The following is a 16,678-nucleotide window of genomic DNA, read 5'->3' as shown; positions in this document are numbered from 1 at the left end:
GCGCGGCTGGCTGCCGCATAGCCACTTCGCGCCCGCCGCCTCATCTCGAAGACAATGTTGAGATTGAAGTCAACGAGAAGCCCAGCCCCGTGCCAGCAAACCGGGCTTCTTCAACAGCCTGCTAGCACTATTGGCGCCGTGAGAAAGCGCCGCGCAAACTCTAGTCCTCACCGTTGTCGGAACCCGCAGCGTGAAGCTCGGCAGATGCCGCTTCATTTCTACGGCGCGAAGCTTCATGGAAATGATGCGACAGTCCAACCGCAATTTCGTGAGTAAGCTCGTTGATGAACTGCATCTGCTCATCTTCCGATAGCTGACCCTGAGACTTGCCACGAAAGGCAGCCTTCCAGTGGCGCTTAACTGTCGAGTTAATCCAGAGATTGTTATGAATTTCTTGCACATCAAGCAGCAGCTTCCCGGACTGCTCGTGCACCGCCTCAAGAACCTGCTCATCGCTTCGAGCGGAAAGAACCTCGAAACTTGGAACTTCAAGCGCCAAGTCGTAGGCATCATCTAGTCTAGCCGCGCCGCCGAGTTGGTCGACGCGATAGCTGTAACTGAATCCTCGTTCTAGGCGGCAATCTCCCAGCTTGACGACAAACGCCAAAAGGCCAAAGTAAACAACGATTGCGCGAACCTGGCTTGATGATGCGTCGCCCCTCACGAGAACCAGATGATCCAACGGGCCAATGCGTTTGCCTTCCGGGGTTCGTATGTCAATTGCTGCGGCCTCTACTAAGTGCTTCTCCGGCCTCTCTCCATTGAGAATATACTTCCGAACTGCGTCGAACTCGCCCTGAAGGGCAATCAATGGCGCTCGGAAGCCCAGTAGGTTAAACGCAATCTTGGCCGTTGCCCTGTAGGGCTCAGTAGTCCAAAGCTCAGTCGTAAATTGAATTGGGGGAATTGGCTTGAGCTGGGGTTTGAGCAAATGCCTGATCTTGTCCATGGATTTGTCAATGTCCAGGACAACGCCGGCCTGCTTTGCTTTCCTCTCTAGCGCCTTTCGGACGGCCATCTCGTTTGGCGGTGTGCCCGTAATGTGTACCCCCTCTTCCGAAAAGCTAATATCCAGAGAGCCTGGGACGGCGCGCGTGCTGCCATCGGCATCGATGATTAACTTTTCGCCGTCCGGCGACGAGACCTGCATGGATGGTGGGCTATCGCCTGGCTCTCTATGCGATCGGGCATTCAGGGAGACAATAAAGAATTTGAGTGATTCCGTCAGGGCCGCGTCAATGCGACTGAAATGTTGATTTGTGTGGCCGTTCACGATTTCTCTGGTCTGTAGTCTTCCTCCGAGAAAGTTTGGAATGATGTGTTCGTTGCTGAGGTCGTCGAAAGGCTGTTTGGTGTAAATGTTGATTGGCAAGCTGTCCTCCCGAACGAAGTGAAACGGTAATTCTAAGTTCGAATAAGTGTCGGCAGTTACGGCTTACGCATCAGAAGGAGGCCGCTGAACATGGCGAGAAGGGCCTGGGCATCATCGCGGGTCCACTCGCCGGCGGGGGTGTGTGCAGCGAGGTGCGCCATCTGAATCAACTCATGCCGAAGATTGTCGAGCCGCTGTGCCTTCGTTCTTTGCTGTTTGTCTTGGGGGCCACGATCTTCCGCTTCGATCCCTCGCCAAGCCTCAAGTGCCAGCCGAATGGATATGGCACAGCCTTTCCATCCGGTTTCTCCGCCTTGGTCGAAAGACTTGCGCGCGTCGAGCATGGCGTTCCAGACCGTATCCCAGGGAGCTGGCCGTGCCGCAGGCATTGGCATCTCAAGCAGGATGTTCTCAGCCACCTTCAGTTCACGCAGCAGCTCAACCCACTTTTCGCGCGGGTAGCTCACGCGCAGCTGACTTCGCTCAGGTGTTGGTGGCACCGGTGCGAAAGTCACGTAACGGTTCTGTGGGGGCGGCTGAAGATGTGAGACATCAGCAAAGCAGTGAAGCACAAGTACTGGCGGTCGGCCGCTTCTCTTTTGCTCAAGCAGGGCGAGCGCCGCGAATGAAACACGCCATGTCAAGTTCGCTAGGAAATCGCTCTCCGGGTTACCCGGCCGAAAGTAGTCAGTGTTTACGGCTTGGCCCAGTTCCAGGCCATCTTCGGTGTAAACGTCGGCACGCAGGTTGGAGACCATGGCTAGCTCTTCCTCGTGCCATACGAGCCTCAGCCTTGCAGGGATTGTGATGGCAGCGCCATCCGCAGTCCTTCTGCCCTCCAATCGTGCTGGAGCCTCATCAAAGGTCCATGCCCCCACGGTCCTACGATTAACCTCAATCTCCAGGGATGCTCCCATGCTCTCCTCGCGTCGTAAGGTGCGACCATACAGGCTGCCTTGGCTACATTGGCCCACACGGATTGCCCGAAGACAATGTTGTCGTCGAGCGACGGCTTTTCCTGACACGCACTCATGGTGATTGCTAGCCACTTCTCTCGGAGAGGGAAGATCCTCCAAGGGGACTCACCCTTGACCGAACAGAACTCGAAGCAACCATGTCGGCTAAATGAGCTCCAAGGCGGGCATTTCGGCCGAAGCACGGTGGGCTGGTACGGGGCACTGGCGGCACCTCTTGGCGCAGTGTCACGTCAAGACGTCAAACCTCTAGATCTATAAACCCCTAGAGAAAGTTGATGTAGGAGTAGGGAATAGGAAGAGGTGAGCGCCTGTGAGGTGCGCGCGTTTAGGGGTTTTGGGAACGCGGTTTTGCCACGAGCAGCCCTTGACGCTCGCCCGTGCCGATAGCGGGGGCGCGTGCGCGAACTACGGCACGAAGCGGACACAGCACCCCCGCCGCGTGGCTGTGGCACCTCGGAGCCTTAGCGAGCACACAGGCGCGGTCTGGACGCATAAAGACTGCCGCACGCACCAACAATTTGGGCCGGTGGAGCTGTGCCAGCGGGGCGGCAATCATGACACGCACGAAGGGCCCTGGAAGGCTCTAGGGACGAGGCAACCGACATGCGGGACCCCGGGGGGGGCATCGGGATGCGAACAACGTCACAGCGGGGCCCTGGAGGCCGCTAGGAATGGCGCACCGATGCGGGAGGAGGTTGTGGGGAGCACCAGAGCGAGAGCAACGCCACGGCGGGGCCCTGGAGGGCTCCAGGCGTGGCGCAGCCGACACAGCCGGAAACAGGCCCCGGGGCCACGGGCAAAGGGGCACGGCGGGGCGTGTTGGGCATGCCAGGACGGGGCCGCCTGCTCAGCTTGCATCCGTGAGCCCTGACAGCACCCGGTCAGTTACGCGGGGTTTCGCCTAAAGACCGCTGAGGAACTAGCGCTCCCCTCCTCAAAACCGACAGCTCCTCGGGCCCGCTGGTTTTCTTGGAAATTTTCCCAGCGTGTACGACCGCCGAGCACAGTCCCGAGTGGCTTCGCTGCAGAAATTGGAGCCGGGGGAGGTCTACATGTCCGTCCACCGGAAAGGCAGACTGCAGAATGCCAGGCCCTGCGGGTCAGGATCGAACAGGCACGTCGGCCTATCGGCGCGCCCGTGGCCCACCTGCAGTAAAAGGCTATTTCAATAGGAGCGAGTGGAACCACGTGATGATGCCTAGCGCGAAGTGCGACATCGCCAGTAGGTGTCTTCTCGCTTCTCCCAGCGTACCAGCAGACGTCGGAAGCGGTTGAGCCAGGAGTGGGTTCGCTCGACGACCCATCGTGGCGAAGGGCGCCGCCGATGGGGGCGTGAGCCTTCGCGAGGCACGTCGCCTGGGCGCCCGGAAGGCGAAGCCGTACTTCTGGGCCAATTCACGCAAGGGCCTGAATGCGCCCCCAATTCGACGCAGGGTGTTTAACGACGGCTTCCGTTCGGTAGGGGGCGTCTCACCGGAATCGATTCAGGACTCGATTCAAGTGTGGCTCACGCCAGTTTGAAGTCGCTCGTGTTGGCGCCAGCGACCACCACGCCTGAGAGGGCGCTGCGAGAGTCTGTCAGCATGCTGCGCTTGGTGCCCCGCTTCGCTCTGCTGGTGGGACTTGGGGGCCGGCTTTTCCCCGCTCAGTGGCGCTTTGCCCTGGGGTTCGTCCAGCGCCAGCCTCCGCCAATCGATTTTCGCCAAGCCGTCATAGGCGAGCAGCTCTTGAGGCCAGAACTCACGGCTGACGCCTGCCGACCAGTTCGTCTGGCACCCACCGTTGTCCCTATTCACTACCCCATGGCCGCATCTTCCGGCCTCTTCAACCGCGCAGCTGGACGACCTTCTTCCCTACCGAAATAGGCTCTTAGAAGAACTATCCGTGCCACCCTTCGAGTCCGCGACGAGCGGATGGCCAAGCTCCTTTTCGGACTCTTTGGCGTCGGCGGCTGCGCTATACTCCCCCGCCGCATATGTTCAGGCCTTTGTTAGAAGCTGTTGGGCCATATGGATGAAGTGGAGCGGCTGGAGTTATGGCAGTTTTTACCATGAGTCTTCTGGCGCCCTGACTAAAAAGCCGTGCCAGCAGTTCTTGTGTTTGTGTGAATGTGCTCAGGGGTGTAATAAATGACGCGACTCCGGGATTTGGAAGAGCTGTTATTGTCGATTGAGGACAGAAAATCACGCGAATACATGGAAGAGGCGGTGCGATGTTACCATGCTGAGGCTCATCGCGCGGCGATCGTTGCGGCATTTGCTGCAGCCATGGATTATCTTCGTCGTCGCTTGGCAGAACTAATCCAAAGCGGATCTGGCAGTAGTGACTTGAGGCGCAAGTTTGAGTCGATTGAGAAGGTGTTCAAGGAGCAGAAGTCGTTTGAGTATGAGCTTATTGATGTCTGTGAGAAGTCTGCCGGTATGTTGACGCCGTCGGAGGCGAAGTTGATTCGTTCGCTTCTTGAGACTAGGCACTTGGCGGCACATCCATCTGGTTATGTTGCAAATGCCGAAACTGCGCGCGCATGTGTCGCAACGCTTGCCGATCTTGTGCTTTCACGTCCTTTGCTTCTTGGGATTAGCGAGGCGAAGCTTCTCGTGGATAGACTTCAGTCTCCGAGTTTTTTCCCAGACTCTTACGACAGTGTGGCTGCCGTCAGGCACGAAGCATCCCGACTGCACCAAAGCGCCTATCCTGCCCTGGTTGTGTCAGTGATCGATAGGCTAAAGGAAAATGCTGAGGCCAGGGCCGCTGCAGTGGATGCTGTTGTTCCATACGAGGTTGGCGCCGCCAGACGCAATATGGTGGCGTTTCTAAGTGGTCTGGCGGCACAGTCGATTGATACGCAAGATGTTGTTGCCCGGCACGCAAGGCAAATCGTGGAGACCGATTCTCTTTCTTCGGACTTGGTTTTGTTGCTGGAGTCTCGACCGGAACTTTATGGCGCCCTTGACGAATTGACGCGCCATCGGGCGTTGGCCACCTTGAGAGCCGCTGTTTCTGGTAGCGCTGCGAGAAATGCTCTATCCAGCCTTCGAAAGCTAAATCTTTTGACGGCGGATGACACCGTCCTCGTGTCGAGCGACTTCGAGTACACGGATATCTCTCTGGCGAGCGCGCTTGAGCTTGATTGGCCGGAATTGCATCGGGCTCGCATCGAGCGAGTGCTCAGCGATGCTGGTTCTTCTTGGCGCCTCACATCCGCCAAGGCGATCAATAGTATCCAGGGCCTATCAGACAGCGAGGCATCAAAGTTCATCGGCAAAGAGCGTGCTCTTTACCCTCTGCAGGTCAGTAAGGGCGCTTCATGGGAGGCGAGGCAGTTGGCTGAAAAGGGACTGTCAAGTCGAGCTGATTTTCTGGATGACCTTGGCAGGGCTATGATTGATGGTCCTCAGGATGTGATATCCGCTCAGCCAGACTGGTCTGTGCTTGTTGACATGATTGTTGCGTCAAAGCGCGCGGACCTGCTCGCGAATTGCTTGGCGCTGTGGGAGTCACCTGCGGCAAGCGAGCTTGTTATGCCTGCGGAGGCGCTCAGTAAAGTTGCCGCAAATGGTGATGATGTTCAGAAACAGAGAGCGCAGAAACTTAAGAGTCGCAAGCCTTGACGTCCGGCAATCTTGTTGTTGTGTGGTTGCTGGTCTGTTGTGCGAAAAGATGCATTGGCTGCAGCGGCGAATGTCGGAACACGAATCGTTCCGACGCGCTAGCTGATTTACTGCTTCGAATGAATGAGTGGATCGGACTGGTTAGTGGCATTGCCCCTCTGCTTGAGGAGCATGGTCCGCGAACTCATTCTCCATGCGCTGGTGCTGTGCTTGGCGTCGCTGCTGCCGACCTCTGGCCCAAGAAGCCAAGTAGCCGTCGAGCGAGCTACTGGGTGGCACTGGAAAGGCCATTGCCTTAGTGCTGGGAGAGGGTGGCAGTTCGAGCCGAGGAAGAGGTTGCCGTGTAAGTAGTCCGATCTGTGAGGAATGACGGCCTAGTGGCTAGCGGATGTAACTGTTGATTGGAGGGATGTGTGTTGGCTCTGAAGATAACTAGATTCGAGAGGCTTGAGTTTCATTCATGAACTTCCCTGTGGCCGTCGGAGAGAAGTACGCCCTGATCGCTCTCAATGCGGCAACGGATGTCGAATCCCTTGTAGACCTCGGGTCTGGCATTTCCGCGCTTCCGGAAGGTTCCCTTGAGTTGCCCGAACACTGGAAAGAGTGGCTTGGGTCGATGCGGGCTAAGTCTATTGAGCGGTCCGATCTGTTTCTGATTGTTAAGGCGAAGTCCGAGCGTCCCGAGGTTCTTGATGGGGAGAATCTGGAATTGATGAGGAGGGCTGCAAATCTGTATTGGGGTTTGCTCGCGTCTGGCCGTGTGGCTTTGGAGGGGGCTGGAACGAAGCTGACAGGCGCGAACCGTGGGGACGGCCCTGATATTCGGCAGATTGCGGAACTGCATCATTACGTCCGTGTCGCGGGGATGTTGCCGAAGGCAGTCACGGAGACACACCTTCGCCAGGCTACAGCCCTCGCGTTCAATCTGCAGGAACTTCTTGCGCTGCCCGGCATGCTCCGAATGAAACTTGCGATTAGGACATTCCTGATGGCGTTCGCAGAGAGCGACTTGGGCGAGCGCATCCATCAGTTTGTGCGCTCCCTGGACGGGCTGACCCGAGTGTGGAATGGCAAAGAGTTCAAAGAGAAGAGCGCGCTTCTGGCTGGATCAACGCACCAGGATCTCTGTGGTCAATTGTATGCAATTCGGAGCGGCGTTGAGCACTTCCATCATCCAGATAGCAGGTTGGATGCTGTATCTCCTCGTGAATCCCAGTTCCGCGCATGTCGCTACGCGCTCGCTGCCGAGGCACTGGCGCGGCACTGTCTCTCGCACTTGGTCGAGAATAAACATCTTTGGCCGCACTTCACTGATGACCAAGTCGATTCTTTCTGGGCGAGACCTATGGATGAGAAGAGACAGATTTGGGGGCCGGCGTTCGATATCACGTCTGCGCTGACTGAATTTAGACCGCAGTGGGTACCGCGCCCATCAGACGTAACTGATGGGGACTGAGCGAGCTGCCTGCTGCTCATGAGCCTAATTCGCGTGATGCATGCCTGCATGTCAACCTACTGGGCTCGCGGGTGCCTCCGCCATGCCCTGCTATCCACACACAGCTCGTCGACGGACACCTCTCAGTCGCTTGGGTCCTCTCCTCCCTACTCCGACTCCACCTTTCCCTTGAGGAGTTTAAGAACAGAGGCTTGACGGCTGACGCCATGCGATGTCGCTCGGGCCAGAACCGAAATCCACACCCATTTTAGATGGCATGACCATCCGGTGCCGACCTGTTTCGCTCGTTCCCGACATCGCAGGTAGCTACTCCGAGAAAGTCAGTAGGCTGCGGAAGCCTTCCGAGCGGCTTGGCGACACTGCTGGCAAGGAGCGGGCAGGGACATGACCGAGCATCCTGTACCGCTAGCCGAGCCGGTAAGTCCGCCCGAGTTCCTAACTGTGGACGAAGCCGCAGACCTTCTCCGCGTGAACCGGAAGACGCTCTATGAGTCGATTCGCCTTGGTCAACTTCCCGGCGTTGTTCGCGTCGGGAAATCGCTGCGGATCCGACGCGCATCGCTGGTAGATTCCCCACCCGGTAAGGGCCGCGATTCTGACGACAGGAAGCGACGATGAGCGTCAGGCTGCGGAAGTGGAAGACCAAGGACGGAAAGTCAGAGGAGGCGTGGCAGGTGGACTTCGTGTTTCAGCACGCGGACGGACGAAAGCAACGGGTCGTGAAGTTCTCACCCGTGCGGACCCGTCGGGGTGCTGAGCAATACGAGCGCGAGCTGCGCAACGCCCTGCTCGACGGGACTTTCGGAAAGGAGAAGTGTGGCGAGGAGAGCCCCATCACCCTCGCGGAGTTCACGCCGCGATTCCTCACCTACAGCGAGAACAACAACAAGCATTCCAGCGTCTTCAGCAAGAAGCAGATCCTCGCGCACCACATCCTGCCGTTCTTCGGGACGCTGGCGCTTGCGAGCATCGGGTCGGCTGAGATCGAGGACTTCAAGGGGCTCATACGCATGAAGAAGTCGGCGGCGCATCCCCGCAAGGAAGTCGCCACGAAGTCAGCGCTCCGGAAGCGGTTGAGCGTGGAACCCAAGCCCCTGAGCTTGAAGACCATCAACAACGTTCTGGCCGTACTCCAGAAGCTGTTGTCGCTCGCGGAGGAGCAGCGGGTCATCCCGCAGGCGCCGCGTGTGAAGCACTTCGGGAAATTGCGGAAGCCTGATTTCGACTTCCTGACCTTCGAGGAGGCCGAGCGATTTGTCTCCGCGGCGGATCCGGAGTGGCGCCCCGCGCTGCTGGTCGCCGTCAAAGCGGGGCTGCGGCAGGGCGAACTGGTCGGGCTCCAGTGGAACGATCTGGACCTACCGCGCGGCACGCTTCACGTCCGCCGAACCATCTGGCGCGGGGTGGAGGGCTTGCCGAAAGGTGGGCGCGAGCGGTCAGTCGAACTGCCTGCGTCGGTGGTGGATGCCCTCAAGGCCCACCGGCACCTGCGGGGGCGCTTCGTCTTCTGCCAAGAGAACGGAGAGCACCTCACCCCAGGTCGAATGGCCGGGCCTCTTCGCCGAGCCATGCGGACGGCAGGCATCACCCGCGCCGTGGGGCAAATCGGCTGGCACGACCTTCGACACACCTACGGGAGCCACCTTGCGATGAACGGGGTTCCGCTGAAGGTGATTCAGGAGCTGATGGGGCACGCCACCATCGAAATGACGATGCGCTACGCCCACCTGAGCCCTGACAGCCGCAGGACGGCGGTCAACGTCCTGGACCGTCCGCTCGCTCCGGCGTGCGACATACGTGCGACACGCGGGGAGGGTGCCGCCAACCACTCGTAAATACAGGGCGAAACAGTGCCGAAGGCGGGAATCGAACCCGCTGCCTACTCGAACACGCCGATGCCCGGGTCATTGCCCCCGGTCTTCGGTGGCTTCGTGGGCCGGGGCGGCGGCGCGGCGCGCACCGGCTCCAACCGCACGGTCACGCGCTGCTCCGCCGTGTCCGCGAGCCGGCTGTAGTCCAGGGTCTTCTCCTGGTCCTGATGCCCGGAGAGCTTGAAGCGCAGCTCGGTGACCTTGGAGCGCGGCATGAGCAGCTTGGTGGGCGTGGTGCCGATCTGCGCATCGCCATCGAAGATGGCCGCGCCGGACGGCGAGGAGATGAACTCCACCGTCACGTCCTGCGGCAGCGCCGCCGGAGGAGGCGTCGCCGGCTCCTGCACCTGCGTGGGCGGCGCATCCACAGGGGCCCTCGGAGGCGTCATCCCCACAGGGGCCTGTGGCGCCGTCTCGCCCCCCCCACGCGCCATCACCACCGCCACGCCCGCGCCAATCAGCAGCAGCGGCACGCCGATGAGCGCCGCCTTCACGCCCCCGGACATGCCCTTGGGGGGCGGCGGAAGCTCCGGTTCCACGGCGCGAGGGGCAGGGGGACGGGGCCTGCTCGAGGCCACCGGCGCCGGGCTGTTCCCGTTGGAAGTCGCCCGGGGAGCCGCCGCCTGCGCTCCCGCCGACGTGCCGCCCCGGGGCGGAGCCATGCCCACACGCGAACCCGTCTTGCCCGTGGCCGGAGCCCGTCCCGCGCGGCTTCCCGAACCCAGCCGGCTGCCCGAACCCGCACGGCTCCCCGAACCCGCGCGGCTGCGGCTGCCCGTGCCCCGCTCGGCGCCGGGCGTGCCGCCCGTGGGGTGCGCGTCCAGCTCCTCCGGGGACAGGCCCTCCACCGCGTCCAGCAGCGCGTCGATGAACTCCTGCGCGTTCTGGTACCGGTCCTCCTTCTCCGGCGCGAGCGCCTTGGTGAAGAAGGCATCCAGCTCCGGCGGCACCGGCGCGCCCTGGCGCTTGCTGTTCACCGGAGGCACGGGCTGCGTCAGCGACGCCGTCAGCGCCTTGCGCACCGTGTTCGCGCCGTAGGGCGAGCTGCCCGTGAGGCAGAAGTAGAGTACGCCCGCCATCGAGTAGAGGTCGGAGCGCTGGTCCACGGACTCGCCGCCGGCCTGCTCGGGCGGCATGTACTGCGGGGTGCCCAGCACCTGGCCCGTGGAGGTGAGCTGCTCCTCCTCGTCCTGCTCCAGCGCCTTCACCAGGCCGAAGTCCAGCACCTTGACGAAGTCCTTCCCGTCGAGCGCCTGGACCATGATGTTGTGCGGCTTCAGGTCGCGGTGGACGCAACCCTCGTCGTGCGCGTGCGCCAGCCCCAGCGTGGCCTGCTCCAGCAGGTTCACCGCGCGGCGCAGCGTCATGGGCCCTTCGCGCTTCACCAGCTCCTTGAGGCTCTCCCCCTTGAGGAGCTCCATCACGTAGTAGCAGGTGCCGTCCGCGGCCCGACCGAAGTCGAAGATGGTGATGACGTTCGGGTGGCGCAGGCGGCTGGCGATCTCCGCCTCGCGGCGGAAGCGCTCGAAGAACTGGGGCGCCGCGGCGAGCGACGGGTTGAGCGTCTTCACCGCCACCGGGCGCTGCACGGACGTCTGCGTGGCCCGGAACACCATGCCCATGCCGCCCTGGCCCAGGACGCTCTCAATCTTGTAGCGGCCGTCCAGCACCTGGCCCAGGAGCTGGAGGCTCTGCGCCGCGCACAGGTGATCTTGACCTTCGGTACTTCCGCAGTGGGGGCAGGGGGCGGCCATGGGTGGCGGGAGTATAGGCAAGCCCCGCCTTCCGCCCAACCGGGGAGATGTGCTCCCTGGGCAGTCAGGCAGGCATCAGAACCGTTCCCGAAGGGCTTCCCGGCTGTTATCTCCCCCCTCCGCCATGAGCCTCGTCATCGCCCAGGACATCAGCCTCGCCTACGGAAAGAAGGTCCTCTTCGACGAGGACAATTTCACCCTCGGTCCCAGGGACCGGGTGGGTCTGGTAGGGGCCAACGGGACGGGAAAGTCGTCCCTCATGAAGATCATCGCCGGGGCGAGCCAGCCGGACGGGGGCACCGTCCAGTACAGCCGCCGGGCCCGGGCGGGCTACCTGCCCCAGGAGATCGCCGGCCTGCCGGAGGGCACCGTCGTGGAGGCGGTGATGAGCACCGTGCCCGGCCGGGACTCGCTGGAGTCGCGCCTGAAGGACACGGAGGCGGCGCTCGCGGCCAGCACGGACGAGGAGGAGCAGCTGGAGCTGGCCCAGACGCTGGCGGACCTCCACGCGGAGCTGGACGACTTCGAGAACCGCTACGGCCGCCACCACGCCGAGCGCATCCTCAAGGGCCTGGGCTTCAAGGACGCGGACCTGTCCAAGCCCACCCAGGCGCTCTCTGGCGGCTGGCGCATGCGCGCGGCGCTCGCGGGACTGCTCCTCCAGGACCCGGACCTGCTGCTCCTGGACGAGCCCACGAACCACCTGGACGTGCCCACGCTCGCGTGGTTCGACGGGTTCCTGCGCCGCTCCAACAAGGCGATGGTGCTCATCTCCCACGACCGCGACTTCCTCAACCGGCAGATAAACCGGGTGGTGTCGCTGGAGATGGAGGGCGTGCGCGAGTACGCCGGCAACTACGAGGACTACAAGCGCCAGCGCGCCGAGGAGATGGTGCTCCTGCAGGCGCGGGCGGAGAAGGTGGAGCAGCGCCGCGCGGAGCTGCAGGGCTTCATCGACCGGTTTGGCGCGAAGGCCACCAAGGCGAAGCAGGCGCAGAGCCGCGCGAAGATGCTGGCCAAGCTGGAGAAGGTCCAGGTCCTGGAAGAGCGCCAGACGATGAAGTTCCGCTTCCCGGAAGTGGAGCGCTCAGGCCGGGACGTGGTGTTGATGGAGGACATCACCAAGCGCTACGGCCCGCTCACCGTCTACGACGGGCTGAACGCACGGCTGGAGCGGGGCCAGCGCATCGCCGTGGTGGGCGCCAACGGCGCGGGCAAGACGACGCTACTGAAGATGGTGGCGGGAGAGCTGGCGCCGGACACGGGCAAGGTGACGCTGGGGCACAACGTGGTGGTGGGCTATTACGCGCAGCACCACGCGGACAAGCTGGACCGCCACAACACCATCATCGAAGAGGTGCGGCCCCTGGCGGCGGACAAGCCGGAGAGCTACGTGCGCGGCGTGCTGGGCGCGTTCCTCTTCAGCGGCGACGACGTGGACAAGCCCATCGGCGTGCTGAGCGGTGGCGAGCGCGCCCGCGTGGCGCTGGCGAAGCTGCTGCTGATTCCGTCCAACTTCCTCCTGATGGACGAGCCGACGAACCACCTGGACCTGGACTCGTCGGAGATGCTGATTGAAGCGCTGAAGCTGTACGGCGGCACGCTGCTGTTCGTGAGCCACAACCGCAGCTTCATCAACAACCTGTGCACGCACGTCTGGGAGGTGGCGGACGGCAAGCTTACGTCGCACGCGGGCAACCTGGACGAGTACCTCTACCACCAGGAGCAGCTGCGCCTGATGGCGGAGGGAGCGGACACGGGCGCGGCGAGCGGGAAGGGCGCCGCGGCGGGTGCGGGCCCGGTGTCGGAGAAGGACCGCAAGCGCCTGGAGGCGGAGGCCCGCCAGCGGCGCTCCGTGGTGGAGGGCCCCATCAAGAAGGAGATCGCGAAGCTGGAGGAGCGCATCGCGAAGGTGGAGGCCGAACAGAAGGAGCGCGAGACGCAGCTGGCGGACCCGGTGCTCTACAACGACTTCGCCCGGGCGAAGCCGCTGATGGACGCGCACCGCACGGGCAAGGAGGAGCTGGAGGACCTCTATGCCCGGTGGGAGGCCGCGCAGGAGAAGCTGGCGGCGGCGCAGGCGTAAGGGGCCTACTGGATGTCGAAGACCTTCCGGACCGGCGCTCCGCCGCGCTCGATTTGCAGCTCGATGCGCCGGGCGTCCCGGAGCGTGGTGAAGGCCTCCAGCGCCTTGTCCGGGCTGTCCAGGTCCAGGCCGTTGATGCGCTGGAGCACGTCTCCATTGCTCAGCCCCAGCCGCGCGAAGAACGACTCCTGCCGGATGGAGAACAGCTTGAAGCCCACGGGGCGGCCGTCCTTGAAGGCCGGGACCACGCGGGCCTGCATCGACAGCTCGGGCAGGTGCGTGAGCGCTTCCGTGACGTCCTCGCGCGGCACGGCGTAGGTGTCTGGCCCCGTCTCCCGGATGCCGCGGCCCAGGCCCGGTTGGGAAGCCCCCGGATGGACGTTCACCGCGACGGGCGCCACGCTCCCAGAACCGTCGACGTATTCGAGCCGCCCGTCCACCAGCAGCAGGATGCGCTCCCGTTCGATGGCGAAGACCCGCGCCCCCTGGATGGTGTCACTGACCATCAGGCTGTGGGCGCTGCCGGCCGGCAGCTCATGGATGGAGGCCATGGACCACCGGGGATCCTGCGCCACCAGGGTGCCCAGCAGCCGGATGCCCAACGTGCTCCGGCGCAGGTCCGGCGGCGGCTCTGGAGGCAACGCCACGCTGGCGACGGACGAGAGCCCCGTCAGCCGTGCCAGGCGCGTCCCATCCAGCGCCGTCACGGGAGGGACGTTCGATGGCGCCGGAGATTCGGCCCAGGTGGCCCGGACTCCTGGCATCACGAAGGCGCTGGTCACCTGGTTCACGAGCAGCGCGGCCGTCAGGGCACACGCAAAGACAAGCAGGACGAACAGGCCCTGGATGGGCCGTTGCAGCTCACTGTTCACGGAAAGGCCTCCCTGTTTGGAACAGGGAGGCCTTGAGCAAGCCAGGGGCCAGCGGCTGTCCTAGAGGGAGCGCTGTTGGCCCTGAAGCCCGGTCAGGGACCTCGTGTCAGGGACCGCGGTGCCAGGAATGACAACCCGTCATGACACGGTGTCCAGCGGCCCTCAGTGATTGTAATAGAAGCTCGAGCCCCAGATGGAGGCGGTCCGGCTGGCGGGAGCCGTGCCCACCAGGCAGTGCGCGCCGTCATAGCCCCCGATGGGGCAGTTGGGCGGCGGCGTGATGTAGAGGTTGTTCGACCACTTGAAGGGCGTCGAACCCCACGGCAGCGGCATGACGTAGCAGTTGGCCCCGTCGAACGTCGACGGCGCGGGGCACGCGTTGCCGGGGCCGGGCGTCAGGTAGAGGTTCCCGGACCAGATGAAGTAGCTGGTGCTCCAGGAGGGGTAGGGGAGGATGTAGCAGTTCGCCGTGTCCCATCCGGAGGGCGCCGGGCACGACGTGCCGGGGACCGCGTTGACGTAGTAGGCGTTGTTGTGGACGAACGCCGTCAGCCCGGAGGGGATGTTCATCACGTGGCAGTTCGCCCCATCCCAGCTCGCGGTGATGGGCGCGCCCGTGTGGGACGTGACGGTCGGCGCGCAGGGGTTGTAGGGGCTGTACGGCGTGGCCTCGGCGAAGTACTCGTGGGAGTCCGCGTTCTTGATGGCCTTGTGCGGCTTCGACGTGGCGAGGCTCTGCGCCGCGCTGTGGCCGTACTCGATGTCGCGGGTGCTGGCGTTCCTCCAGAAGTGGCTGATCTCGTGGATCAGCGTCCCCGCCTTGGAGTCGTCTCCCGTCATCGGCGCGGGCCAGAAGGCCTTGCAGAGGTGGATCTTGTAGTTCTCCCAGGGAATCACATAGGCATACGCGCTCTTGTTGCAGTTGCAGTAGAACTTGATGTCCTCGTTATCGACGGCGTCGCGGATCTTCCGGAAATTGTCCCGGACGGTGCTGTACCGCGAGCTGTCGTAGTCGCCGAACCACGTGGTGTAGCGGGTGGTGACGTTCCCCGCGACCAGGTAGTCATACGAGTCATCCGCGTAGTTCAACGCGTGCTGCCGCGCGGAGATGATGGCGTTCTTCTCCGAGTCGCTGCAGCCCTTGAACTTCTCGTTGTTGCCGTTGACGATCTTGGTTTCGTCTTCCAGGTCGTCTGGATTGGGGCGCGGCTCCCGGCCCTCGATGTCCAGGGTGATGACATTGGACACGGCGAGCTCGCGGTCGGACTGGGGGCTGAAGATCTCCGTCTTGTATTGGATGGAGTAGGTGCCGGAGACGGCCAGGTCGTAGTTGTCCCAGAGCGACGCGATGCCGGTGACGCTCTCACCCGGCTTCAGCGTCAGGTAGTCGCGGTCCGTGGGCGCCGCGCGCTTGTAGAGCCGGCCGATGTACTCGACGGGCTTCTCCCCCAGCGACACGGTGAGGATGTCCGCCTCGATGCCCTCGACGATGGGCGTGTGGTAGCCGAGGACGCGAACCGGGCTGCCCGACACGTTCGTGAACGTGACCGCGAGGTCCACGGGCGCGTCCGCCGGGAACTTCGTGGCCTTGGACGAGAGCTTGATCTCGATGGCCTCCTTGGCGTTCGCGTGGAATGGGATTGAGACAAGCGCGGCCACGATGAGACATGTCAGTTTCATCCAACTTCCCCCTGGTGGTGTGAGGCCCGCGCAGGGTGCAACAGTCTGGGTGAAATATTCAACGTGACAAATGCGTCGTGCGAGCCGCTGATTTGTAGCCAGAATTGTTACAGCCGCGCGGCTACTTGAAGATCTTCGACAAGAGCCACACGACGGCGGACTCGGCGGCGCTGTTGTTCAGGTGCCGGGCCCGGCGGCCATAGGTTTCGCTGGGCTGGGCCTTGGTCAGCTCGTCCGTGTACGGCGCGGAGCCTTCCGGCGCGCAGCTTCCACAGTACAGCCGCTCCTCCCAGACGAACCCGTAGCGCACGTCCATCCGCCGGCCACACGTCACGCAGGCCGGTTCGTCACCCACGCGCACCTTGGGCAACAGGCTCAGGCTTCGCTTGGGGTCGTACTCGTGCTCGAAGTCGGCGGCGATGGGCCGCGGCTCAGGGCGGGCTTCCGGCTCCGCGGCCTTCTGGAGCCGGGCCAGCTCCTCTCCGTCCAGGGCCACGCCCCGGCACTTCGTGCAGACGTCCACCGCCACGTCCCGCAGCTCCACCATGGGCAGGGGCGCGCTGCCGCACGTGGGGCAGGTGGGCGCCTGACGCCCGCAGGACGGACAGCCCGGGACGTACTGGAGCGAGGCCTCACAGCCCTTGCACCGCCCGGGCTTGCCCTTCGCCTGTTCGAAGACGGCCGTCAGCGTGGGCCCGCCGACGACGCGCGCCAGCATCTCCTCCTCGAACCAGGCGGCCCCGCAGGCGCCGCACTCGTCGCGCACCAGCCCCCGGGCGTAGGTGTTGCGCATCGTCGTCTGGCAGAAGGGGCACGCCTGCATGGCACCCGCAGCCTACCGGGTCTTTCCCGGAAACGGGATGCCGCGCGCCTCACCCGGTACGGCGGCGCTTCTCCTTCTTCGGCTTGGGCTCGGGCGTCTTCGGGGCCGGCGCGAGTTCGCGCAGCTCCTCCGGGACGCGGAGGGCGGGCTGGGAGGGGCGCGGGGGCGGCACGGGC

The 16,678-nt window shown here is 63.2% G+C and carries 11 protein-coding genes; 5 read left to right on the top strand and 6 right to left on the bottom strand.

Going from position 1 to position 16,678, the window contains the following annotated elements; all coding sequences use genetic code 11:
• Positions 1-160: 160 nt before the first annotated feature.
• Both D7W82_RS40235 and D7W82_RS40230 read right to left on the bottom strand, forming a co-directional pair.
• Positions 161-1,372, bottom strand: a complete 1,212-nt coding sequence (locus D7W82_RS40235) for an HNH endonuclease (RefSeq protein ID WP_147439651.1) — start codon at positions 1,370-1,372, stop codon at positions 161-163.
• 56 nt (positions 1,373-1,428) lie between these two features.
• Positions 1,429-2,130: a hypothetical protein gene (locus D7W82_RS40230; RefSeq protein WP_147439649.1), complete on the bottom strand. Its 702-nt coding sequence runs from the start codon at positions 2,128-2,130 to the stop codon at positions 1,429-1,431.
• Positions 2,131-4,478: 2,348 nt separating this feature from the next.
• Here D7W82_RS40230 and D7W82_RS40225 point away from each other — a divergent pair.
• From D7W82_RS40225 to D7W82_RS31165, 4 genes are all read left to right on the top strand, one after another.
• The gene (locus tag D7W82_RS40225) at positions 4,479-5,960 is read left to right on the top strand and encodes a hypothetical protein (RefSeq protein ID WP_147439647.1); all 1,482 of its coding nucleotides are present in this window, start codon (positions 4,479-4,481) and stop codon (positions 5,958-5,960) included.
• Positions 5,961-6,420: 460 nt separating this feature from the next.
• Positions 6,421-7,416 (top strand): hypothetical protein, encoded by a 996-nt coding sequence (locus D7W82_RS40220; RefSeq protein WP_147439645.1) that lies wholly within the window; start codon positions 6,421-6,423, stop codon positions 7,414-7,416.
• 384 nt (positions 7,417-7,800) lie between these two features.
• Positions 7,801-8,034 (top strand): helix-turn-helix domain-containing protein, encoded by a 234-nt coding sequence (locus tag D7W82_RS31170; protein WP_120621800.1) that lies wholly within the window; start codon positions 7,801-7,803, stop codon positions 8,032-8,034.
• The gene (locus D7W82_RS31165) at positions 8,031-9,251 is read left to right on the top strand and encodes a site-specific integrase (protein WP_120621799.1); all 1,221 of its coding nucleotides are present in this window, start codon (positions 8,031-8,033) and stop codon (positions 9,249-9,251) included. The genes D7W82_RS31170 and D7W82_RS31165 overlap by 4 nt, the downstream gene beginning before the upstream one ends.
• A gap of 44 nt (positions 9,252-9,295) precedes the next feature.
• Here the strand turns inward: D7W82_RS31165 and D7W82_RS31160 are convergent, their stop codons facing one another.
• On the bottom strand, positions 9,296-11,041 hold the full coding sequence (locus tag D7W82_RS31160; protein ID WP_120621798.1) for a serine/threonine-protein kinase: 1,746 nt from the start codon (positions 11,039-11,041) through the stop codon (positions 9,296-9,298).
• A 124-nt stretch (positions 11,042-11,165) separates the two neighbouring features.
• Here D7W82_RS31160 and D7W82_RS31155 point away from each other — a divergent pair, with 124 nt between their 5' ends.
• The gene (locus D7W82_RS31155) at positions 11,166-13,127 is read left to right on the top strand and encodes an ABC-F family ATP-binding cassette domain-containing protein (protein WP_120621797.1); all 1,962 of its coding nucleotides are present in this window, start codon (positions 11,166-11,168) and stop codon (positions 13,125-13,127) included.
• 5 nt (positions 13,128-13,132) lie between these two features.
• Here D7W82_RS31155 and gspC read toward each other — a convergent pair whose 3' ends face one another.
• The 3 genes from gspC to D7W82_RS31140 form a co-directional block, all read right to left on the bottom strand.
• Positions 13,133-13,999 (bottom strand): type II secretion system protein GspC, encoded by an 867-nt coding sequence (gspC, locus tag D7W82_RS31150; protein ID WP_120621796.1) that lies wholly within the window; start codon positions 13,997-13,999, stop codon positions 13,133-13,135.
• 162 nt (positions 14,000-14,161) lie between these two features.
• Complete coding sequence (locus D7W82_RS31145) at positions 14,162-15,679, bottom strand: M35 family metallo-endopeptidase (protein WP_120621795.1); 1,518 nt, start codon at positions 15,677-15,679, stop codon at positions 14,162-14,164.
• A 121-nt stretch (positions 15,680-15,800) separates the two neighbouring features.
• The gene (locus tag D7W82_RS31140) at positions 15,801-16,502 is read right to left on the bottom strand and encodes a zf-TFIIB domain-containing protein (RefSeq protein WP_120621794.1); all 702 of its coding nucleotides are present in this window, start codon (positions 16,500-16,502) and stop codon (positions 15,801-15,803) included.
• Positions 16,503-16,678: the final 176 nt, after the last annotated feature.

It is taken from the genome of Corallococcus sp. CA049B (assembly GCF_003611685.1).
Lineage (GTDB): Bacteria > Myxococcota > Myxococcia > Myxococcales > Myxococcaceae > Corallococcus > Corallococcus coralloides.
The sequence above is the reverse complement of the archived record's forward strand: the minus strand, read 5'-3'. Positions and strand labels throughout refer to the sequence as shown.